The organism is Acidimicrobiales bacterium (assembly GCA_041394245.1).
GTDB lineage: Bacteria > Actinomycetota > Acidimicrobiia > Acidimicrobiales > Aldehydirespiratoraceae > JAJRXC01.
The window spans coordinates 2,780,951-2,803,237 of record JAWKIR010000002.1 but is presented as its reverse complement, the minus strand read 5'-3'; the positions used below and the strand labels follow the sequence as shown (position 1 = coordinate 2,803,237).

The window sequence follows — 22,287 nt, the reverse complement described above, 5'->3', positions numbered from 1 at the left end:
TGTGTCGACTTACCCCTCGCCCGGCGACGGGCTTGCCGACGCAGATCGGAGGGCGGCGAGGACGAGGGAGGGGGTGAGCGGAAAGCTGTCGAACCACACGCCGGTCGCGTCGTGGACGGCGGCGATCACCGCAGGGGCGTAGGTGATGTAGGGCATCTCGGCGACGCCCCGGGCGCCCCACGGCCCGACCGGGTCGGCGAGTTCGAGGATGACACTCTCGACCCTGGTCGGCACGTCGCCGATGCCGGGGATGAGGTACTGCGAGAGCCGCGGGTTGCGGATCCGACCCTCGGCCACGACGAGGTTCTCGCTGAGGACGTAGCCGTGGGCCTGCACGACGGCACCCTCGATCTGCCCCTTCACCAGCTCCGGGTTGATGGCGCGGCCGACGTCGTGGGCCGAGACGACCCGATCGACGCGGATGTGGCCCGTTGCGGTGTCGACGGTGACGTCGACGACCTGGGCCATGTAGCCGTAGGAGAAGTTGGGCTGGCCTGCGCCGGTGACGGGATCGAGCACCTCGGTCGGGGGCGGGGTGTAGCGGAACGACCCGATCGCGGGCCGCTGCCCGTCGCGCCACGCCTTCTCGGCCTCCTCGGCCGCGCCGAGCACCGAGTTGCCCGCCATGAAGGTCAGCCGCGACGCCGACGCCGAACCCGAGTCGCCACTCGTCGCCGTGTCGGAGAAGTGGCCCCGGACAACCGAGAGATCGACACCGGCGGCGTCGGCGGTCATCTGGAGGATGACGGCATGGTTGCCCTGTCCGACCTCGGCGCCGCCGTGGAAGACGTCGACCGCGGTCGGCCGTTCGTCGCCCGGCTCGCCGTGGTAGTGCACCTCGGCTTCGCAGCGTTCGGGGAACCCGAAACTGAAGCCGACGTTCTTCATGCCGGCCGCGAACCCGCGGCCCCGGACGATGCTCGGATCGCCGTCGGCGAGCGGGGGAAGCGACGCGACCGACGAGAACGGGGCGACCGGATCGAGCTCGCCGTCGGTCGGCGCTCGTTCGGCGCAGGCCTCGATCACCTGCGGGAGCCCGACGCCGGCGGGCAACGGTTCCTGGGTGATGCCGATGCTCCCCTCCCGGAGCATGTTGCGCCGACGCAGTTCGATCGGGTCGATGCCCAGCGCGTCGGCGAGCTTGTTCATCTGGGTCTCGGCGACGAACCCGCCCTGCGGACCTCCGAAGCCGCGGAACGCACCGCCCGGAACCGAGTGGGTGTAGACGGCGCGGCTGTCGATCCGGGCGTTGGGCACCTCGTAGGCCCCCGCGACCGAGAGATGGGCGTTGCCGAGCACCTTGTTGGACGTGTAGTTGTAGGCCCCGGCATCGAGCCAGACGTCGGCTTCCACGACGGTGATCCTGCCGTCTCGTGTGGCACCGAGACGCGCCTCGACGGTCGCCCGGTGGCGCTTGTGATGGCCGACGATCGATTCCTCGCGGGACCAGCGGCAGTGCACGGGCCGGTCGATGCCCAGTTGTCCGAGCTTGCGGGCTGCGAGGGCGAGCACGATCTGGAGACTCATGTCCTCCTTGCCGCCGAACGCGCCGCCGATCGTGGCGTAGATCACCCGCACCCGATCCTCGGGGAGGTCGAGCGCATGGGCGATCTGTTCGCGGTCCTCGTACGTCCACTGACCCGACGTCTCGACCGTGATGCGACCCTCGCCATCGGTCCACGCGGTTCCGGCCTCCACCTGGAGATAGGCGTGCTCCTGATGGGGCAACTCGTAGGTGCCCTCGATGACCACGTCGGCGGCCGCCCAGCCCGCCTCCGGATCGCCCTTGTGGATCGCCATCTCGTAGTAGGTGTTGGACGGTGCCGTCTCGCCGTGGACGAGGACCCGGTCGGTACGGGCCGCGGCGAGATCACCGACGATGGGCAACGGCTCCCACTCGGCGCCGGCAGCGATCGCCGCGGCTCCGGCTTCGGCGGCGAGGCGCGACTCGGCGACCACCACCGCGAGATGATCGGCCTCCCAGCGGCTGACATCGCAGCGAACGTCGGAACGCCCGGTGTGGTCGAGACCGATCAGCACCGGCTGGTCGAACATCGTGAGGCCGTACTCGTTGACCGGCACGTCGGCCGCGGTCACGACCGTCACCACGCCGTCGACCGATTCCGCCGCGCTGATGTCGAGCGACACCAGTCGGGCATGCGGTTGGTCGGTGAACACCACGACGGCGTGGAGGGCGTCGACGGGCATCCGGTCGGCGGGATAGGTCGCCTCGCCGGTGACCTTCCCGGCCGCGTCCCGCCGAATCGGGGACTCGCCGACGCCACCGGTCATCGCGTGCTCCCTGCCGCTCGGACCGCCTGGGTGATCGGGTAGTAGCCGGTGCAGCGGCAGAGGTTGCCGGCCAACCCCAGCTCGATCTGCTGATCGGTCGGCGCCGGACACTCCTCGAGGAGCGCGGCACCGGCGACCAGGAACCCGGGGATGCAGAACCCACACTGGACGGCGAACTCGTCGACGAACGACGTTTGGAGCGGATGCAGCGAGGCCGATCCGTCGGGTTCGGTCGCGGCGAGACCCTCGACCGTCGTCACCACGGCCCCGTCGGCCTGCGCGGCGGCGACGAGGCACCCCATCACCGCAGCACCGTCGAGACGAACGGTGCATGCCCCGCACTCCCCTTCGGCGCATCCCTCCTTCACCCCCGAACACGGCGTGGACGAATGGTCGCGAAGCCAGTCGAGCAATGTGGTGGACGCCGCGGTCGACCCGTGTACGACATCGCCGTTGACGGTCAACGAGATCACGGTGTCGTCGGCGACGATCGGTGACGACGGCATCGACGAAGGGGTGCGCACGCCGAGCACCGGCGGATCCGGCGGCCATGCCTCGGCTCCACGATCCTCGGCGAGCGTCTGCAACGCCCGCCGCAGAACCGCCTCGGTGACCGCCGTGCGGTAGCTCGCGGTCGCCCGCACGTCGTCGATCGGGACGATCGACGCGGCAACTGCAGCAGCCGCCGCGGTGATGGTCGGTCCGTCCAGGCGCTTGTCGAGCAGTGCCGCCGGGAACACATGGCTCATGATCACCGTCGGGGCGACGGAACCGAGGGCGAGCCGGGCATCGGCCACCCGACCGTCGTGCAGGCGGATCACCATCGCCGCGTGGACGACCGAGATGGCCTGGGCGCGACGCAATCCGACCTTGACCCAGATGGCGCGCTCGTCGGCCGAGAGCTTCGGGACGCGGATCGCGGTGATCAGCTCGTCATGGCGCCTCACCGTCGCACGAAAGCCCGTGAAGAACCCTGCGATGGCAACGTCGCGGGAGACCTCGGTGACACCGGCTCCATCACGAACGAGACGGGTCAGCACGACACGGGCGCCGAGCGCCATGAGCGCGCTGATCGAGTCGTTGGCCGGGCTCGCCGTCGCGACATTGCCGGCGACGGTCGCCCGATTGCGAAGCTGCGGGGATCCGATCTCGAGACAGGCCTGCGCCAGCGGGAGACAATGCTCCCTGAGCCGCGGATCGGCGACGATCTGGTTGTGGGTGACGCCGGCCCCGAGCACGAACGCATCGCCGTCGTCGACGATGTCGGCGGCGCCGCCGATCGCGGAGAGGTCGACGAGCGTCACCGGTTCGCCGGAGGACCGGGCGAGGTCGAGGAGCAGATCGGTGCCTCCCGACAGCGGGCGGGAACCGGGGAACTCGGCGAGCGCAGCCAGGGCGGCCCGCCAGCTGTCGGGCCGCACGACGCGATCGACCCGGGTCGACGGCCGTTGGACGTGGTGGAGCTCGCCGGTGACGGTTTCCATGACGCCTATTCTCTCTCGACGCCGGTGAACAGGACAGCGATACGGCGGCCCGGTTCCGGCGGCGACGTGAGGGGACCGGCGAGACCCGCCGACCCGGTGGCCGAGACGGCGATCCCGGTGGCCCGGGCGAGCGCGTGGGCCCGCACGATCGTGGTCTCCGACGCGACGATCGGTTCGCCGCCGGTTGCACGGGTTCGGGCGATCAGCGGGAGCCAGTCGTAGGTGACATCGTCGAGGATGCCGGACGCGGCACTCGACGGTTCGTCCTCCCACGGCCACATGAAGTCCGCCGGGTTCGCCGCCGCCGCATCGAGATCGAACTCGGGAGCGAGCAGATCCCATGCCCGCCGCAACGGAGCGCAGCCCTCGGCCTGGACCGGGAACAGGGGCACCGGACCGACCCCGAGCGACGTCGCCGTCGCCAGGGCACCGCCGCCGACCTGCACATAGAGAGCCTCGAGCCCTTCCACCTGGTCGGCGAGTTCCCAGCCGAGTGTGCGGCCACCATCGAAGGTCGTGGGGGTGTCGACGCCCTGGACACTGAACGGCCGAGCGCCGGCCAGGACCGCCTCCCCGAAGCGCAGATAGCAGGGGTCACCCGCCTCGTCGGGCTGACGGGAGCACACCCGCAGATCGGCACCCAGGGCGGTCAGGCGGTCGATCACCGGCGGATCGGCCCAGGTCGGAACGAACACCTGGAGCGGACGGTCGAGTGCACGGGCGATGACCGAGGCACCGAGTGCGGCGTTGCCGCAGCTGGCGATCGCAAGGGGGCCGCCGGGAGCGGCACCGAGGGCCTCGTCGACCAGCATCTGGATCGCCACACCCATGAGGTGGCGGGCCTTGTGCGAGCCGCCGACGTTGTCGACCTCGACCTTCACGAACAGCTCCACGCCCTCGGCCAGACCGGCCGCCGCCGCGAGATCGGGCATGGCGTGCGTCGGCGTCACCTGGAAGCCCTGTCCGTCGACCTCGGCGACCGCGGCGTCGAGCCCTTCGACGATGTCGACGTACTGCTCGTCACTCAGCCCTCCTGCACGCGCCGAGGCGTAGCTGTCGAGCCGTTTCCGGTAGCGGACGAAAGGGTTTCCCGACATCTCCGATGGTTACCCGTGCGACGCGCCGGTGGCGTCGTTGAACTCGTCGATCATCTCGTCCCATCGCCCGATCAGTGGCCGCAGACCCGACCAGAAGCTCTGATCCCGACGCCGTTCGAAGTCGGCGATGTCGACACCGAGCTGCTCGACCCACGTGAAGTAGCCCAGGTTGAAGACCCGATCACGCTCGACCGGCCCCATCTCGATCGCGTGCGTGGTCTGCACGTCGCCGAGATGCTCGTCGAAGACCTGTCCGGCCTCGCGGTCGTCGAACCCGCCTGCGAAATGGCTCGACATCACCTTCTCGCGCTCGGAGTTGTAGAGCTCGGATCCGTCAGTGGCGACGGTCATGATGACGTCGTCGCTCCCGAGCCCCCACTTCTTCGCCGCGGTGATCGCCGCGAGTGCGTTGCAGATCGACGAGTAGCCCATGTGGGTCAGCACCGAGGCGAGTGCCGGATCGACGCCACGCTGCTCGAGCAGACGAAGTCCCGCCGGGGTGTTGAACAACACATCGAGCTCGTCGGTCGACTTGTCGGAGATGCCGACCACCATGTCGGTGTTGGTGACGTTGTGGATCAGGGGAATGTGCTTGTCGCCGATGCCCTGGATGTTGTGGTCACCGAAGCCGTTGTAGAGCATCGTCGGCACTTCGAGCGCCTCGACGGCGACGATGCGGGCGCCGTGGGTGTCCTTCAGGTAGTCGCCGGCACCGAGTGTGCCGGCCGAACCTGAGGCCGAGACGAACGCGGCGAGCGTGCCGGCGCGGGCATCGGGACCGGTGGAGGTGACGTGTTCGAACACCCGCTCGAGGGCCCGGCCGGTCACCGAGTAGTGACCCATGTGGTTCGAGAACTCACTGAACTGGTTGAGGATGACGTTGGCCGGATCCTGCTCGAGGCGCATGCACTCGTCGTAGATCTCCTTGACGTTGGCCTCGGTGCCCGGCGTGCGGATCACGTCGTCGGGATGGTCGATCCAACGATCGAGCCATTCGAACCGCTCGCGGCTCATCCCCTCGGGCAGGACGGCCACGCCCCGACACCCCATGATCTTGGAGATGGCGACGCCGCCTCGGGCGTAGTTGCCGGTCGAGGGCCAGATGGCGCGATTGACCGTCGGGTCGAAGCGGCCGGTCACCAGACGGGCGACGAGACACGAGTAGGCCGCGAGCACCTTGTGAGCGGCGATCATCGGGAACCGGTTGCCGAACGCGAGAACGATACGGGCGTCGACGCCGGTCATCTCCGAGGGCAACTCGATGTGGTCGGGCACGTCCTGGGGACCACTGCCGTCGAGCGCATTGAACCAGTGCACGCGGAAGAGGTTGCGCGGGTCGGCCGCGTTCTTGTCGACGCCGTCGAGGGAGTCGAGGATCGGGCCCGGGATCGTCGACGGATCCCGGAGCTGGGCGAAGGTCGGCAGCACGATGTTGTTCTCGCGGAAGCGAGTGATCGCGTTGTCGTAGGCGGACTGTCCGTCAGGGGCGAAATCGCCGAACACGGCGAGACCGCTGCTCTCTGGCGAGTTGGTCATGTGATGTTCTCCAGTGTGCGAAAGAGTCGTTGCGCAGCGTCGGCTGCCTTGTGGCGGATCTCGTCGGCGTCGACCCGGGTGGCCACGCCGTCGGCCAGGACGACCTCGCCGTCGATCTCGACGGTGATCGGCGAGACCCCGGGGCTGTAGGCCAGCCGCCACGGATCCATCGGTCGGTAGTCCCAGGTGACCCGGTCGTCGCGGGCCTCGGGGAAGAGTTCGTAGCCGCGGTCGAGCCATGCCCACGTGTCGTCGGGCGTGGTGGTGACGTCGTGCTCCCTAGCTCTGACGAAGGCGACGCGGAACTCGTCGAGCATGTCGGCGCCGATGCCGTCGGTGCCCAGACCGACCGGGTTCGAGAACCGTTGCGGCCGGGCGTAGCCGACCGCGTTGTTCATGTTGGACCGCGGGTTGTGGATGATGGTCCCGTGCAGACCGTGGTCGTCGGGCAGGTGCACGCCATGGACGAGCCACCAGTCGTCGGCGGTGTGACCGACGAGGCGCGCCCACGTGTCGTCTTCGCCCTCGGCGACGTGCACATGGACCCCCACGCCGTGACGGGACGCGAGCTCGGCGGCCGCCGCGATCGTCTCGTCATCGCAGGTGAAGGCCGCATGGAGCCCCACCATGCCCCGGCCTCCCTCCGACAGGAAGCGATCGTTCTCGGCCAGACCGGCGGCCGCACCTTCAGGCCCGTGACGGTCGGTCACCCCGTAGGCGCAGTTGACGCGTACGCCGACCTCGGCACATGCGTCGGCGATGATGGAGAGCGACCCGTCGATCGCGTTGGGCGACTCGTGGTGATCGACGATCGAGGTGCAGCCCCGTTCGAGGGCTTCCAGGGCGGCGAGCTTGGCCGACCACTCGATGGTGTCGGCATCGAGGGCGCGGTCGAGCCGCCACCAGACGAGCTCGAGGATCTCCGCGAACTTCGTGGGTGTGCGGGGCGGCGCCGGCATCCCCCTCGCCAGTGCGGAGTAGAGGTGATGGTGGGCGCAGACGAGGCCGGCGGTCTGGTCCGGATTCACGAGCCGACCCAGGACCCGGTCCACGAAGCTGCGTTCTCACGATTGGCGTCGTTGATCAGCGGCAGTTCGGTGCGCCACTCTCCGTCGTGCGCGTGCATCGCCGCGGCAACGGCGCCGGCGGTCGGGACGAGCCCGATCTCACCCACGCCCTTGATCCCGTAGGGCGCGTTGGGCTGGGGTGACTCGACGAGGATCACGTCGACATCGGGCATGTCCTTGGGTCGGATGATGTCGAGTGCGCGCAGTGTGGTGTTGGTCGGACGTCCGTCGTCGTCGCACGGGAATCCCTCGCTGAGTGCGTAGCCGAGACCCATGTGGACGGCGCCCTCGATCTGGCCCTCGCACAACATCGGGTTGACGGCCCGACCGACGTCGTGGGCGGCGACGACCTTTTCGATCTCGCCCGTCTCGGGATCCATGATGACCATCTGCGCGGCATAGCCGAACGTGGAATGGATGACCGGATGCTCGAGCCCTTCGTTGAGGGAGTTGGTCCAGTCGACGCGGTACTCGCCCTCGTAGTCGACCCCGACCCTGCAGCCGTCGGCCATCGCCACACGGCAGGCGTCGGCGACCGAGCCGGCACCCATCAGCGTGCCTCGACTGCCGGTGGTCTGGCCGGCGCCGAGTTCACGAGTCGAGTCGACGATGACGACCACGTCGTCGGCGCTCACGCCGAGTTCCTCGACGGCCACCTGCTGGGCGACCGTGTGGACGCCCTGGCCCATCTCGGTCCAGCAGTGGCGGACCTCGACCTTGCCGTCGGGGCGGAAATGGACGACCGCCTTGGCGATCTCCTTGAACCCGTTGCCGAGGCCGGAGTTCTTCAAGCCGAGACCGAGGCCCACCGCCTTGCCCGCCGCGAGGGCCGACTCGTAGGGCTCCTTCACCGCATCGAGGCACGCCTGGGCGCCGAGACAGCCGTCATCCATGATCTGGCCCGGACCCCACACGACGCCGGGCGAGACGACGTTGCGGTTGCGCATCTCCCAACCCGTGATGCCGACCATCTCCGCGAGGCGGTCCATCACTCCCTCCATGGCGAACTGGGCCTGATTGGCACCGAAGCCGCGGAACGCGCCACACACCGAGTTGTTGGTGCGGGCGGCGATCGCCTCACAGTCGATGTTGGGCACGACGTAGGGGCCCGAGGCGTGACCTGCCGCCCGCTCGAGCACCTTCATGCCGACCGATGCGTAGGGGCCGGAGTCGCCCACCATGCGGATGTGCAGCCCGGTCAGCTTCCCGTCGGCATCACAGCCGGCTTGGTACTGCATTCGGATCGGGTGGCGCTTGGTGTGGACGAGGAACGACTCCTCGCGGGAGAACGTGATCTTCACCGGTCGTTGCAGGAGCCATGCTGCGAGCGCGGTCTGACCCTGGTTCGACATGTCCTCCTTGCCGCCGAAGGCGCCGCCGTTGCTCACGAGTTCGGTCACCACGACTGCGGTGTCGACGTCGAGCATGCGGGCGATGTCGTTGCGATCGTCCCAGATGCCCTGACCCCCCGAATAGACCATGAGCCGATCGAAGTCGACGGGCTCACCGTTGGTGCCGCCCGCGGTGAGCGGCAGCGGTTGCCCCGCCGGCACCGGAACGGCGAGGGTCGACTCCGGCTCGAGGAACGCATGGTCGATGCGCTGGGTCTGGAAGGTCTCGCGCACGACATGGACCGAGTCGGCGAGGGCCGCCGCCGCATCACCGCGTCGATAGGTCGAGGTCGAGAGGATGTTGCCGTCGAGCTGCCAGACGGCGTCGTCGGCGCCGGGAGCGATCGCCTCGATCGGGTTGACGATCGGCGGCAGCACGTCGTAGGTGACGTCGATCAGGGTCGCGGCGCGGCGTGCGGTGGGGCGGTCAACGGCGACCACCACGGCGAGCACGTCGCCGAGATAGCTGGTGCGTCCACCCACGGGGATGAAGGTCGGCCAGTCCTTGTGGATCAGACCCGAGCGGAGTTCCCCGGGGACATCGGCGCCCGTGAACACGGCCTCGACGCCCGGCACCGCCTCCGCGGCACTCGTGTCGATCGCAACGACGTCGGCCCGGGCGTGATCGGCCAATCGGACTGCGCCGTGCAGGAGTCCCTCGGGCACCATGTCGTCGATGAAGGGCCGGTCGCCCATCGAGAGCTCGGCGGCCTCGTATTTCACGCCGCGAGAACCCACTCCCTTGGGGGCGAGGGCAACGGCGACCTCGTCGGCGGCCAATGCCTCGACGGCATCGAGGATCTTCGTGTAGCCGGTACAACGACAGAGGTTGGCCCCCAGCAGCCGGGCCGCACCCTCACGGGTCAGCTCACTGCCCTTCTTGTCGAGCATGGACTTGGTCCGCATGATGATGCCCGGCGTGCAGAAGCCGCACTGGAGGGCGCCGTGGGCGGCGAAGGCCGCCGCCATCCGGTCACGCTCGTCGGAATCGACGCCCTCGAGGGTGACGACCTCGGCCCCGTCGGTCTTGTCCATCGAGGTCTGGCACGCCACCCGCGCCTTGCCGTCGACGAGGACCGTGCAGCAGCCGCACTGGCCCGACGGCGAGCATCCGTCCTTCGGCGACATCACACCGAGCTCGTCGCGCAAGGCTGCGAGGAGGTGTTCGTGGCCTGCCGAGGCCTCGACCTCAGCTCCGTTGAGAACGAACTTGGTCATGGGGAATCCTCGTCATCGGCATCGGAGAGGGAGAGATCGGCCAGGGAGAGATCGGCCAGGAGGTGGTCGGGCACGGTCGGTGCGATCGGACCGGCCTGTGCGGTGATCGCGCCGTAGACCTCGGGGCGCCGGTAGCGCTCGAACTGGAAGAGCGTTTCCTTGTAGTTACGGCACAGGTCGAGATCGATGTCGGCGATGGCGAGTTCGTCGCCCGTGTGGGCCGTCAGTGCGATCACCCGCCCGGTCGGGGCGATCACGCAGCTGTCGGCCAGCGACTCGACGCCCTCTTCGTTGCCCCCCTTGGCGACGCCGACCACGAAGCACCCGTTCTGATAGGCCCCGGCCTGCATCACCAGATGGCTGTGGAACGACTGGAGCGCATCCTGACTCGGATCCGGCTCGTAGTGCATCGGCGTGTTGTACCCGATGAGGATCAGCTCGGCACCGCCGAGCGCCAGGCATCGGTAGGTCTCCGGCCAGCGGCGGTCGTTGCAGATGGCCATCCCGACGACGCCGCCGAACGCGTGCCACGTGGGGAACTCGTCGCCGGGTTCGAAGTAGCGCCGCTCGAGGTGTTGGAAGCCACGCCACGGCTCGTGCTCGCGATGACCGGGAAGGTGCACCTTGCGGTACTTGCCCACGACCACACCGTCGCGCTCCACGAGGATCTGCGTGTTGTAGCGATGGCCGTCGGGCGTGAGTTCCGCATAGCCGAGACAGAACCCGACCCCGTGGTACTTGGCCACATCGAAGAGCCGTTGGGTCTCGGGGCCGGGCATCTCGGTCTCGTAGAAGCTGTCGAGGTCGAGGTCGGGCTCGTCCTCGACGAACCAGCGGGGAAAGAACGTCGTGAGCGCGAGCTCGGGGAAGACGACCAGTTCGACGCCGGCGGTGGCCGCCTGCTGCACGAGCGCCACCAGTCGATCGACGACGTGGGCGCGTGGTTCATGACGCCCGATCGGCCCCATCTGGGCGGCGGCCAGACGGAGGTTGCGCCCCTCGGTCTCTTCGAGCGGTCCGTTCCAGGCGCGGTCGTGGTCGGTCATGTGATCTCCTGGAGAGGTAGGCCCTGCTCACTGGCGAGAAGGCGTTGCACGAGTGAGACGGTGTCGTCGTCGGCTCGGGCGTCGACCACGCCGGACGCGGCGACGAGGAATCCCTGCCCTTCGCGTGCGGCGAAGAGCTCCGGGTCGGTGAAGAGCTTGGGCTTGATCTGCGCCGGGTCGCCGTCTTCGGGGCAGAACACCATGCAGTTCCCACACTCGTTGCACAGTTCGGCGAGGACCAGATACTGCTGGCGGTCGGACATCCCTTCGAGACTCTTGATGCTGAAGAAGGCGTCGTTGGGGCAGACGGTGATGCAGAAGTTGCACGCGACGCACCCGAACATCTCGAGCTCGTGATCGACCGAACGGGGCAGCTTCTCGTTGGCCGCGAGCCGGTAGGGCTCGCCGCCGGGACCGTGCAACGACGCGGCGTAGGCGGCGGCGACCGACGAATGGCCGCCGACCTCGGCGTCGGCCTGGCGCCGCGCGCGGTACGAGGCGAGGTCGTTCGCCCCCGCTGCGGCGATGTCCTTGGCCAGGCCGCGCAGCATGGGCGCCATGCGGCCGTAGCCACCCGGCTTGAGGAGGTCGGAGCACACGGTCGCGGGATTGACCCCGGCGGCCAGCGCGTCGGCCAGGTTGTCCTTCGTGATGCCGGCGGAGAACGACACCATCACGTCGCCCTCGTGACCGGGAATCATGAGCGTGCCGGGCAGCGCCGTGGCCAGCCGGTCGAGCAGCGTGACGGCCAGGACGTGCAGGGGCGGACCCGAGAGATACATCGTCTCGTCGGGCATGAACCCACGCTGGTTGTCGACCACGAGGGTGTTGGTCAGCTTGATGCCGAAGACGCGGCCACGATCCTTGGCGTACTGGTTGAGCTCGCCGATCAGTTCGATGCCGCGGTCGAACTGGAGGTCTGCGGCGAAGGCCGCTTCCTTCACGGGAACGTCGACATAGCCGAGTTCGTCGTTGACGATCCCGGCGACGGTCTCGTAGCCGAGCAGGGTCGGGTTGAGCTTCACGATGACGTCGAGCTCGTGCTCGTCGATGAGGTGCTTGGTGATCGACTCGATCTCCTCGGGCGGGCAGCCGTGGAAGGTCGAGAGGGTGAGCGTGTCGCTGATGACGGGCGGGAACTCGAGGTCGGCGAACTCTGCGAACGGGCCGGTCAGCTCCGAACGCAGCGCGTCGATCGACGCCGTGGCGTCGTGCATGCCGCGGATGAACGACGCGACCTTGTCGCTTCGGATCCCGGCCAGGTCGTAGCCGACCGACATGTCGAACACGTGGGGGCCGGGGTCGCCGACGAACTCCCGTAGCGGCTCCCAGTGCCGTAGGACCTCGAGCGCCATCCACGCCTTGACGTATTCGGCGAGGCTCTGGGGCACCGTCAGTTCCTGGCTCCACTCGATGTTGTAGCCGATGGTCTCCATGTCGATGCACGGTCGACCGATCTCGAGATCATCGAGGATCTGAACGGTCTTCAACTCGAACAGACGGCCTCCGCCGAGCCAGGCGAGGACGATGTTCTGCGCCATCTGGCTGTGGGGTCCGGCCGCCGGACCGATCGGCGACGCACAGCGCCGCCCGAGGAAATCGAACGACAGGTCGATGTGGTCGTCGGGCCTCCAGATCCGGGCGTTGGGCAGGTCGAAGATCTTGCTGCGGGTTCGCCACTCGTGGTCGACCCGACCCATCAGGGTCGACAACGACATCGGGGTGAGCGGCGGCGTGACCCCGGGGGACGGGGCGGGTACGGACCCGGGCTCAGTCACTGGCTTCTCCTTGACTCGCGAGCGCCCACATCACCTGGAGGAGCACGTCGGCACCGGCCTGGAGGTCGGCGGGACTCGTGTACTCGGCCGGGTTGTGACTCAGCCCGTCTCGGCTCGGCGTGAACACCATCGCGGTCGGACACACGCGCGCGAACATCTGGGCGTCGTGGCCGGCACCCGAGGGCATCCGCTTCACCGAGTGCCCGAGACGATCGGCGGTTCGTTCGACCAGTGCGACGACCTCGGGATCGAAGATCACGGGTTCGAACCGGGCGAGGACCCGCGTCTCGACCGTGCACCCTTCGGCGTCGGCCGCAGCCACGACGTACTCGGCGAGCCGACGTTCGGACTCGCGCAGGACGGCCTCGTCGGTGTTGCGCAGATCGACGGTGAGGGTTGCGCTCGCCGGAACGACGTTGACGAGGTTGGGCATGAAGTCGACCTTGCCCACGGTGGCGACCTGGGGATGCCCGAGCTCCGTCGCGAGCTCCCGGACGAACGTGGTGATCGCCGCCGCCACGAAGCCGGGATCGCGCCGCATCGACATCGGGGTCGTGCCGGCATGGTTCGACTGACCGGTGATGGTCAGCTCCTGCCAGCTGATGCCCTGGACGCCATCGACCGCACCGATGGTGATGCCCTCGGCCTCGAGCACCGGACCCTGCTCGACATGGAGTTCGACGAACGCATGGGGCACCGCGCCCGGCACCGGCGCGGCGCCGGCGTAGCCGATGCGTTCGAGTTCTTCTCCGACGATCGCGCCGTCGATCCCTTCGATGTCGAGCGCCTCCTCCAGCGCGAGACCACCGACGTAGACGAGGCTGCCGAGCATGTCGGGGGCGAACCGGGCGCCTTCCTCGTCGGTGAAGAATCCGACAGCGAGCGGGCGCCGCGGTGTGAGCCCGGCGCCGATCACGGTCTCGATGACTTCGAGCCCGGCGAGCACACCCAGGTTGCCGTCGTAGCGCCCTCCGGTGCGGACCGTGTCGATGTGGGAACCGCACATGACCGGCGGGCCGTCGACCTCACCCGGAAGGGTCGCGATCACATTGCCGATGCCGTCGACGGTGATGTCGAGCCCGAGGTCACGCATCCAGGTGACGACGAGATCGCGCCCGGCCTTGTCCTCGTCGGTCAGCGCGAGCCGTGCGCACCCCTCGGTGCCCTCGATCGCCCCGATCTCGGCGAGCGCCGCGAGCCGCCCGAGGAGACGATCGATGTCGACGCGCAGAGCGAGGGCGGTTCGGGGCACCACAAGAACGTACCAGAGCTTCTTTACAAAATGTACAGATGCGCTCGACAGTGGGGTACGGTGCAGGCATGGCCCGGGGGACCGAGATCGCGGCAGAGTTTCTCGTGGCACCCTTCGTCGAGGGCGAACCCGGTCCTCACGTCACGGCAGCCGTTGCCGCGTTCGACGGTCGGGGCCTCGATGTCGACCTCGGACCGTTCGCGTCGTCGGTGACCGGCGACCTCGACTCGATGGCCGATGCGATCGCCGAGATGGTCCGCGCCGCGATGACGCAGGGCGCGACCTCGATCCAGCTGCGCGTTGCATCGACTCCCGAGGAGATCCCGATTCCCTCGATCCGCGACGCGTTGGACGACATCTTGCGCATGGCCGAGCGCGACATCGGTGTGCCCGCCACCGAGTGGGACCGGTCACAAAAGCAACGTGTCGTGCGCATGCTCGACGAACGGGGGGCGTTCCTCCTGCGCGGCGCCGTCGACGACATCGCCCAGATCATGGGTGTCTCCCGCATCACGATCTACAACTATCTCAACGCCCTGGAGAACGAACCCGATGGCTGACCTCCTGATTCACGACGCGTGGTTGGTCGCCACGGTCGACGAAACCCGCCGCGAGGTGCCGGGCGGCTGGGTCGCGATCACCGACGGGTTGATCTCCGGCGTGGGCGGATCGGACGACCCCGCGCCGCCGGCCCCCGAGCGGATCTCCGCCGAGGGCTGCCTCGTCACACCCGGGCTGGTCAACAGCCACCATCACCTGTTCCAGAACCTCACCCGCGCCTACACCCCCATGACCGATGCCCCGCTGTTCGGTTGGCTGCAGTCGCTCTATCCGCTCTGGACCGCGGCGATCGACGAGGAGGCCGAATACCTCGCCGCCTGGGTCGGTCTGGCCGAACTCGCGCTGTCGGGCTGCACCACGTCGAGCGATCACCACTACCTCCATCCGCTGCGGGCCGGCGACCTGCTCGGCGCGGAGGTACAGGCGGCGCTCGACCTCGGGATGCGGTTCCACCCGACCTACGGATCGATGAGCCTGTCGGAGAAGGACGGCGGTCTCCCTCCCGACGACGCCGTGCGCGACGAGGACGACATCCTCGCCGAGTCGGAGCGGCACGTCGCCCGGTGGCACGATCCCCGCCACGGCGCGATGACCCGGATCGCCCTGGCGCCCTGCTCACCGTTCACCGTCACACCCGATCTGATGCGCCGGACGGCCGAGCTGGCCGAACGTCTGGACGTGCGACTCCACACCCATCTCGCGGAGAACGCCGAGGACGACGAGTTCGCGCTCGCCACGTTCGGCATGCGACCCGTGGACCTGTTCGACGACGTCGGCTGGATGTCGGACCGCAGTTGGGGTGCCCATGTCGTCCGTCCCAATCCCGAGGAGGTCGCCCGCCTCGGTGCAGCCGGGGTCGGGATCGCCCACTGTCCGAGCTCCAACATGATCCTGTCGTCGGGCATCGCGCCGGTCATCGACATGCGGCACGCCGGGTGTCCCGTCGGGCTGGGCTGCGACGGGTCGTCCTCGGCCGACTCGGCATCGTTGTGGCAGGAGGCCCGCCTCTCGATGCTGCAGGGCAAGCTCGTCTCCGGCGCCGCGGCGATGACCGCCCGCATCGCCCTCGAGATCGCGACCCGGGGCGGTGCCGGCTGCCTCGGCCGCTCGGGCGAGCTGGGCGAGATCTCGGTGGGCGCCGTCGGCGACATCGCGATCTGGGAACTCAGTGGTCCGGTGTTCGCCGGCGTCCTCGACGATCCGATCGAGGGCTGGCTGCGCTGCGGTCCGACCGCGGCACGCGACACGATCGTGCACGGCAACCCCGTCGTACGCGACGGCCGTCTCGTGTCGCCCGATCTCGGCGCCAACCTCGCAGCCCATCGGGTGGCCGCCCGCCGCTTCCAGCCGCTCTCATGACCGGCGCCCTCGACGCCTACGCCCACGGCCACGACGATTCGGTCCTACGCGCACACGGCGCACGGACCGTCGCGGACTCGGCGCGGTACCTCGTGCCCCACCTCGCCACCGGCGCGCGAATCCTCGACGTCGGGTGCGGACCGGGGAGCCTCACGGCCGACATCGCCGCCCACGCGCCGGGAAGCATCGTCACCGGCATCGACGCGTCGGCCGACGTCGTCGCCGCCGCCGACGCGGCCCATGGCGATGTCGCCGAGTTCACGACCGGCGACATCCACGCGCTCGACTTCCCCGACGGCCACTTCGACGTCGTGCACGCGCACCAGGTGCTCCAACACCTCGAACGGCCGGTGGCGGCGCTGGAGGAGATGCGCCGCGTGACCCGACCCGGCGGCGTCGTCGCCGTCCGCGACGCCGACTACGGCGGGATGACCTGGGCCCCGGACTTCGCCGGCATCACCGAGTGGATGCGGGTCTACCAGGCGATGACCGCCGCCAACGGCCACGACGCCAACGCCGGTCGACACCTCCTGGGCTGGGTACGCGCCGCCGGTTTCGTCGAGCTCGACACGACCGCATCGGTGTGGTGCTACGCCGATCCAGTGCGTCGTCGGTGGTGGTCGGGGATCTGGGCCGACCGGATCCTCCGGTCGAGCTACCGGAACCACGCACTCGACCGGGGGTTGGCGACCGAACACGATCTCGAGGCGATGGCCTCCGACTTCCTGCGCTGGGCAGAGGCCGACGACGGGATCTTCGTCGTCCCCCACGTCGAGATCGTCGCTCGTCGAACGGGAGGGTGATCCCGCGCCGGCGCCGCCGAGTGCGTACGCCGGCCCACGAGACTTCTCAAGCGAGCGTGGGGAGACGTCGAAGGTCTGACCATGCGTTTCCGCGTCCGGGTGCCCGTTCTCGTTCTCACCGTCGCCCTGCTCGCGTCCGCGTGCAACAGCGGCCGGGCCGGCGTGGTCGCTCGCGCGAGCAGCGAATTCGACCAGTACACGGACGCGGCGACCCCGGCCGAGTGGCAGTGGATGCGCGAGAACTACAGCCGGCTCGTGGTCTGGTCGCCGTACTGGGACGAACGGCTCGCCGAGTTCGACGACGTGCTCGTCTACATGAACAGCTACGGCATCTTCGCCGACGACGACCTCGCCGATCAGCACCCGGACTGGTTCATGCGCGAGGCCGACGGCACCCTCACCTACATCGACTTCAACTGCGGACAACCCGGGGGCTGCCCCCTTCTCGCCGGCGACCTCGGCAACCCCGATTTCGTGCAGTACCAGATCGACCGCATCGCCCAGTTCGTCGCCAAGGGCTACCCCGGGATCATGCTCGACGACGTCAACATGCTGCGCCGGTGGTCAGACGTCGACGGAACCGACGTCAACCCGATCGACCCGAGGACGGGGCAGTCGATCACCACGTGGAACTGGCGTCGGTACATGGCCGACTACCTGACACTGATCCGGACGACGTTCCCCGACATCGAGATCATGCACAACTCGATCTGGTACTCCGATTCGCCGGGCTTCGACAATCTCCACGTCACGCGGCAGATCGCTGCGGCCGACTATCTCATGCTCGAGCGAGGCGCCAACGACGTCGGCCTCGTGGCCGGGACGAACAAGTTCGGCTTCCAGACGTTCCTGTCCTTCATCGATCGTGCGCACGCGCTGGGAACCGACGTGCTGCTGATGGACGAGGACGGCACCACCGGTGACCGTCCGCACGACCAGACGTACAACCTCGCCGCCACGCTCCTGGTCAACGCCGGCGCCGATCTCGTCGGGTCCGAGAGCCTCGCCGTGACGGCGCCCGACAGCTTCTGGCCCGGATTCTCGACCGACCTCGGACCGGCGACCGGTCCCCGAGAGGCGACCGGTGGGTTCATCATCCGAGAGTTCGAGAACGGGATGGTGGTCCTGCGCGAACCGCGCCTCGGTCTGGCGACGTACACGCTCCCGGAACCGATGCTCGATGCCGACGGCAAGACCGTGAGCAGCGTGACGCTCGACGGCGCGACCGCGGCGATCCTCAACGCCCGCTGACGCTCGTCGGCGCGGCCGTCGACGTCAGCCCAGGTCGAACGCCCGCATCTGGTAGGTGTTGCGGCTGATCGCCACGACCTCGCCGCTGGTGTCGATCAGCTCGCACTCCCACCCGTAGTCGGCCTTGCCGTTCGCCTCGGCTTGTGCGCTGATCCGGGCGACCTCGTCGTCGCTGATCCGGACCTCGACGGTGATGTCGGTCATCGCCGGCCGCCGGAAGCGGATCTGGAGGTCCTTCACGATCGGGTAGTAGCTCGTGCCGTCGAACGTGGTGAGGAAGATCGTTCCGCCCGGGACCTCGGCGAGCGTGAACAACGCGCCGGCATACATCATCCCCACGTGGTTGACGTTCGGCTCGAACGGCATCCGCAGCCGGACGAAGCCCCGCTCGGCATGGTCGACCACGATGCCCGTGTGTTCGAGGAAGGGAATGGTCTTCCAGTTCCCCCGGGTGATCTTCTCGGCGTCGAAGGTGGTCATGGCGCCATTCTTCCCCCGATCGGCGACGGACGCGGTCCCGGCTCGTCTCGACGCCGACCGAAGCCGATCTGACAGACTCCGCCATGCCCACTCCGGTCTGGCGCTCGCTCCATCTCCTCGCGCTGTGCACCCTTGCGATCACCCAGCCGCTGCTCGGGATCCTCGGCGACAACCCGACCTTCTTCACGGCCCACGGGTCGTCGCCGGCGCAGGTCACGTGGTTCGCGCTCGCAGTTGCGCTCGCGCCTGCGGCCCTGCTCGGCGCGGCCGAGGTGACCATTCACGCCATCGCTCCCCGGCTCGGCGACCGCGTGCACCTCGCCATCGTGGCCGGGCTCGTCTTCCTCGTCGCGATCCAGGTCGTCGACGTGTTGCCCGGACCCTGGCTGGTGCCGGTGGTCACGGCACTCGCGATCACCGGTGGACTCGCCGTGCTCTACGCGACGAATTCGGGGGTCAGGTCGGCGGTTTCGCTGCTCGCGCTGACGCCCGTGCTCTTCGTGGCGCTCTTCCTCTTCGTCTCCCCCGCGTCGAAGGTCGTGTTCCCCGACGACATCGATGCCGTCGGGCTCTCCGACCTCGTGTCGGAGGATTCGTTCACCGCAACGGTCGGGGTGACCGACGACGGAGCCGAGCCGATCCGCGCGTCGCTCGCCGACCGCGTCAACGAACGCTTCCCGCCCGTGTACCTGCTCGTCCTCGATGAACTCCCGGTGGCCTCACTGCTCGACGAGACCGGCGCGATCGACCGTGCCCGGTGGCCCAACTTCGCCCGTCTGGCCGACACTTCCCACTTCTTCTCGAACGCGACCACCGTCGGCTTCACGACCGAGCGGGCCGTACCGGCCATCCTGACCGGCCGATACGAGACGGAAGCGGCGCCGGTCTACTCGCTCTACCCGGAGAACCTGTTCACCCTGCTCGGCGACGTGTACGACATCAGCGCGTCCGACCCGTTGGTGGACCTCTGCCCGCCGTCGGTCTGCGACGGGAAACCGCCGGCGTCGATCATCGAGTTGATGGCATCTGATGTCGACCCGTCGGAACCGACGCAACCCATCCCATCGACCACGACCGAAGCCGTGTTCGACGAGACCGGATCGGCCGACGGCTCGTCGTTCCGGTCGCTGCTCGACGACGCGATGATCGTCTTCGGTCATCTCGCGACCCCGGAAGGTCTCGACATCGGGCTTCCGGACATCGGCGCGACCTGGGGCGACTTCGGCGACGATCTCGGCACCGAGGACCGGAGCACCGAGGACCGGAGCACCGCGGAGGCCGCCGCTCCTGCTCCCGCCGCTCCTACGCCCGACGCCCCCGCGGCCGCCCTCCCCGGCGACGGCGAGATCCCCATCGAGATCGGGCCGACTCCGACCCCGGACGCCGATGCGGTCGAGATCGATGCCGAAGCGGTGAACGACGAGAACCGAGCGACCCTCGATCGCCTGCTCACCGACGACTCCCGGGTCGCCGACTTCCGGGCCGAGCTCGCCGCGATCATGCCCTCCGACGTCCCCCGCCTCCACTACCTCCACATCCTGCTCCCCCACGTGCCGTGGCGCCTCCACGGGAACGGCGACACCTACCCCGACATCGTGCTCCCCGGCTACTCCTCGGCCTGGGACGACGACCCGACGATCGCTCGGGCCGGCCAACAGCGACACCTGCTCCAGCTGCAGTTCGTCGACCGGCTGCTCGGGGAGTACCTCGACCGGCTCGAGCGAGCCGGGGTGTTCGACGACGCGACCGTGGTCGTCGTGGCCGACCACGGCATCTCGTTCGTTCCCGGGACCTCGGCCCGCGGGATCACCGAGGAGAACGTCGTCGGCGTCGCCGGCGTCCCGCTCTTCTACAAGCTGCCCGATCAGCGCGCAGGGGTGCACCACCGCGAGCCGGTGGAGACCACGGACATCGTGCCGACCATCGCCCGACAACTCGAGATCGACATCCCGTGGGGTGTCGACGGGGTGGACCTGTTCGGGCCGCGTCCCGATCGAGATCGCCTCGTGCACAACACGTTCTCGACCTGGATCCCGGAGCCGCTCCCGCCGCTGGTCGCCGCACTCACCGCCGACCTCCTCGCCACCTTCGGCAACGGCACCGACGGGAGCCTCTACGGGCTGGCCGGACTCCACGATCGCATCGGGAGTCCGATCGGGGACCTGATCGACGAGCCGGTCGGCTATTGCTGGCTGCGGAACCGACCCACCGCCGTCCCGGAAGCAGACGGTGAGATCGGGCTCGTCGACGGTCGGCTCTCGACGAACCGGACCGAACCGATCCCGTTCGCCCTGACCATCGGCGACACGCTCACCGGCACGGCGATGAGCCTCGATCACGAGGGACGACACCGGGTCCACGCACTCGGCGACCCGGAAACCTGGTCCGACGCGACCGGTACCGACGTCGGTCTCCACGAAATCGTCGACGATCGCCTCAGACCGATCCCCGAATGCTGACGACCGTGTCAGCTGTCGAGGCCGACGAACGAGGCCGCGGCCCTACCGGCGCGATGACCGGTCGAGAAACAGGCCTGGAGGAGATAGCCGCCGGTCGGGGCGTCCCAGTCCAGCATCTCGCCGGCGAGGAACACGCCGGGACGGGACCGCATCATCAGGTCGACGTCGAGTGCAGCGAACGCCACACCGCCGGCCGTCGAGATCGCTCGGTCGATCGACGCGAGGCGTCGCACCTCGACCGGCGCGGCCTTCACCAGGGTGGCGAGTTCCGCGGGGTCGTCGGGGATCCGGTTGCCGGTCGCCTCGCGAAGCAGACCGGCAACCACCGGTTCGAGACCGACACCGCGCAGCCACGTCGATTGTGACTCCTTCGGTCGCCGGCGGGAGCACCGATCGACGAGCGACGCGGCATCGAGGTCCGGGGCCAGATCCAGGACGAGGGACGTCGGGAACCGGTTCGTCCGTCCCAACGTCCCGGAAAGGGCGTAGACCGGTCCGCCTTCGAGACCGTCCCGGGTGACGACGAGCTCACCCCGCACCGACCGCTCGCCCCAGCGCACCACCACGTTCTTGATCGGATGACCCTCGAACCGTTCCCTGAACACATCGGACCAGTCGACGACCACGCCACAGTTCGACGGGCGCAGGGGTTCGACCTCGGTGCCGTCGGCCGTGAACGTCGCCACCCATCCTCCGTCGGATCCCACTCGGGGCCAGCTGGCCCCGCCGAGCGCGATCACCGACGCATCGACATCGACCACGCGCTCCCCGTCGGGAGTCGAGAACCGGAGCCGATCGCCCTCCCATCCGACCCACCGGTGCGAGGTCGCCAGCTCGACACCGAGGCCGGCCAGCCGATCCAGCCAGGCCCGCAGCAGGGGGGCGGCACGATGGGCTTCGGGGAAGACACGGCCACTCGAGCCCACGAACGTCGGCTGACCGAGTCCTTCGGCCCAGGCCCGCACCTGCTCGGGCGGGAAGGCCTCGATGGCCGCAGTCAACGCCGCCGTCGCGGGTTCGTAGCGCCCGAGGAATCCGTGAAGCGGCTCTCGGTGGGTGAGGTTGAGCCCACTGCGCCCCGCGAGCAGCAGCTTGCGCCCCGGCGAACGGTGCATCTCGTAGACGGTCACCGCCGCGCCGGCGCTCGCGAGCACCTCGGCGGCCATCAGACCGGCCGGTCCCGCGCCGACCACTGCGACCGTGGGCGGCACGA

Annotated in this window: 16 protein-coding genes; 5 read left to right on the top strand and 11 right to left on the bottom strand. The window is 68.9% G+C overall.

The annotated features are described in order from the left end of the window. Positions 1-9 precede the first annotated feature (9 nt). From R2707_13920 to R2707_13880, 9 genes are read right to left on the bottom strand one after another with little or no spacing between them, the layout of a single operon-like run. Positions 10-2,292: a xanthine dehydrogenase family protein molybdopterin-binding subunit gene (locus tag R2707_13920; protein MEZ5246193.1), complete on the bottom strand. Its 2,283-nt coding sequence runs from the start codon at positions 2,290-2,292 to the stop codon at positions 10-12. Continuing rightward, on the bottom strand, positions 2,289-3,776 hold the full coding sequence (locus R2707_13915) for an FAD binding domain-containing protein (protein ID MEZ5246192.1): 1,488 nt from the start codon (positions 3,774-3,776) through the stop codon (positions 2,289-2,291). The genes R2707_13920 and R2707_13915 overlap by 4 nt, the downstream gene beginning before the upstream one ends. Before the next feature lie 5 nt (positions 3,777-3,781). After that, complete coding sequence (locus tag R2707_13910; GenBank protein ID MEZ5246191.1) at positions 3,782-4,873, bottom strand: PLP-dependent lyase/thiolase; 1,092 nt, start codon at positions 4,871-4,873, stop codon at positions 3,782-3,784. A gap of 9 nt (positions 4,874-4,882) precedes the next feature. Further along, on the bottom strand, positions 4,883-6,409 hold the full coding sequence (locus tag R2707_13905; GenBank protein MEZ5246190.1) for a pyridoxal-phosphate dependent enzyme: 1,527 nt from the start codon (positions 6,407-6,409) through the stop codon (positions 4,883-4,885). Further along, a complete protein-coding gene (locus tag R2707_13900; protein ID MEZ5246189.1) occupies positions 6,406-7,461 on the bottom strand; it encodes an amidohydrolase family protein in 1,056 nt (351 codons plus the stop codon). Before R2707_13900 ends, R2707_13905 begins: the two co-directional genes overlap by 4 nt. After that, positions 7,434-10,085, bottom strand: a complete 2,652-nt coding sequence (locus R2707_13895; protein ID MEZ5246188.1) for a molybdopterin cofactor-binding domain-containing protein — start codon at positions 10,083-10,085, stop codon at positions 7,434-7,436. Before R2707_13895 ends, R2707_13900 begins: the two co-directional genes overlap by 28 nt. Then, entirely contained in the window at positions 10,082-11,131 is a 1,050-nt protein-coding gene (locus R2707_13890) for an N-carbamoyl-D-amino-acid hydrolase (protein ID MEZ5246187.1), read from the bottom strand. Before R2707_13890 ends, R2707_13895 begins: the two co-directional genes overlap by 4 nt. Continuing rightward, positions 11,128-12,909: a hypothetical protein gene (locus R2707_13885; GenBank protein ID MEZ5246186.1), complete on the bottom strand. Its 1,782-nt coding sequence runs from the start codon at positions 12,907-12,909 to the stop codon at positions 11,128-11,130. Before R2707_13885 ends, R2707_13890 begins: the two co-directional genes overlap by 4 nt. Beyond that, positions 12,902-14,161, bottom strand: a complete 1,260-nt coding sequence (locus tag R2707_13880; GenBank protein ID MEZ5246185.1) for a Zn-dependent hydrolase — start codon at positions 14,159-14,161, stop codon at positions 12,902-12,904. The genes R2707_13885 and R2707_13880 overlap by 8 nt, the downstream gene beginning before the upstream one ends. Before the next feature lie 68 nt (positions 14,162-14,229). On the opposite strand from R2707_13880, the gene R2707_13875 reads away from it, so the two are divergent. The 4 genes from R2707_13875 to R2707_13860 all read left to right on the top strand — a co-directional run bounded on the left by R2707_13875 (position 14,230) and on the right by R2707_13860 (position 18,135). Further along, positions 14,230-14,721 (top strand): helix-turn-helix domain-containing protein, encoded by a 492-nt coding sequence (locus R2707_13875; GenBank protein MEZ5246184.1) that lies wholly within the window; start codon positions 14,230-14,232, stop codon positions 14,719-14,721. Beyond that, complete coding sequence (locus R2707_13870) at positions 14,714-16,081, top strand: 8-oxoguanine deaminase (protein ID MEZ5246183.1); 1,368 nt, start codon at positions 14,714-14,716, stop codon at positions 16,079-16,081. Before R2707_13875 ends, R2707_13870 begins: the two co-directional genes overlap by 8 nt. Further along, complete coding sequence (locus tag R2707_13865; protein MEZ5246182.1) at positions 16,078-16,884, top strand: methyltransferase domain-containing protein; 807 nt, start codon at positions 16,078-16,080, stop codon at positions 16,882-16,884. Before R2707_13870 ends, R2707_13865 begins: the two co-directional genes overlap by 4 nt. Before the next feature lie 81 nt (positions 16,885-16,965). Then, entirely contained in the window at positions 16,966-18,135 is a 1,170-nt protein-coding gene (locus R2707_13860) for a putative glycoside hydrolase (protein ID MEZ5246181.1), read from the top strand. 24 nt (positions 18,136-18,159) lie between these two features. On the opposite strand, the gene R2707_13855 is transcribed toward R2707_13860, so the two are convergent. After that, positions 18,160-18,615: a PaaI family thioesterase gene (locus R2707_13855; protein ID MEZ5246180.1), complete on the bottom strand. Its 456-nt coding sequence runs from the start codon at positions 18,613-18,615 to the stop codon at positions 18,160-18,162. A gap of 83 nt (positions 18,616-18,698) precedes the next feature. On the opposite strand from R2707_13855, the gene R2707_13850 reads away from it, so the two are divergent. Next, positions 18,699-21,074: a sulfatase-like hydrolase/transferase gene (locus R2707_13850; protein ID MEZ5246179.1), complete on the top strand. Its 2,376-nt coding sequence runs from the start codon at positions 18,699-18,701 to the stop codon at positions 21,072-21,074. Between the two features lie 8 nt (positions 21,075-21,082). Here the strand turns inward: R2707_13850 and R2707_13845 are convergent, their stop codons facing one another. Then, entirely contained in the window at positions 21,083-22,285 is a 1,203-nt protein-coding gene (locus tag R2707_13845; GenBank protein ID MEZ5246178.1) for a TIGR03862 family flavoprotein, read from the bottom strand. Positions 22,286-22,287 lie beyond the last annotated feature (2 nt).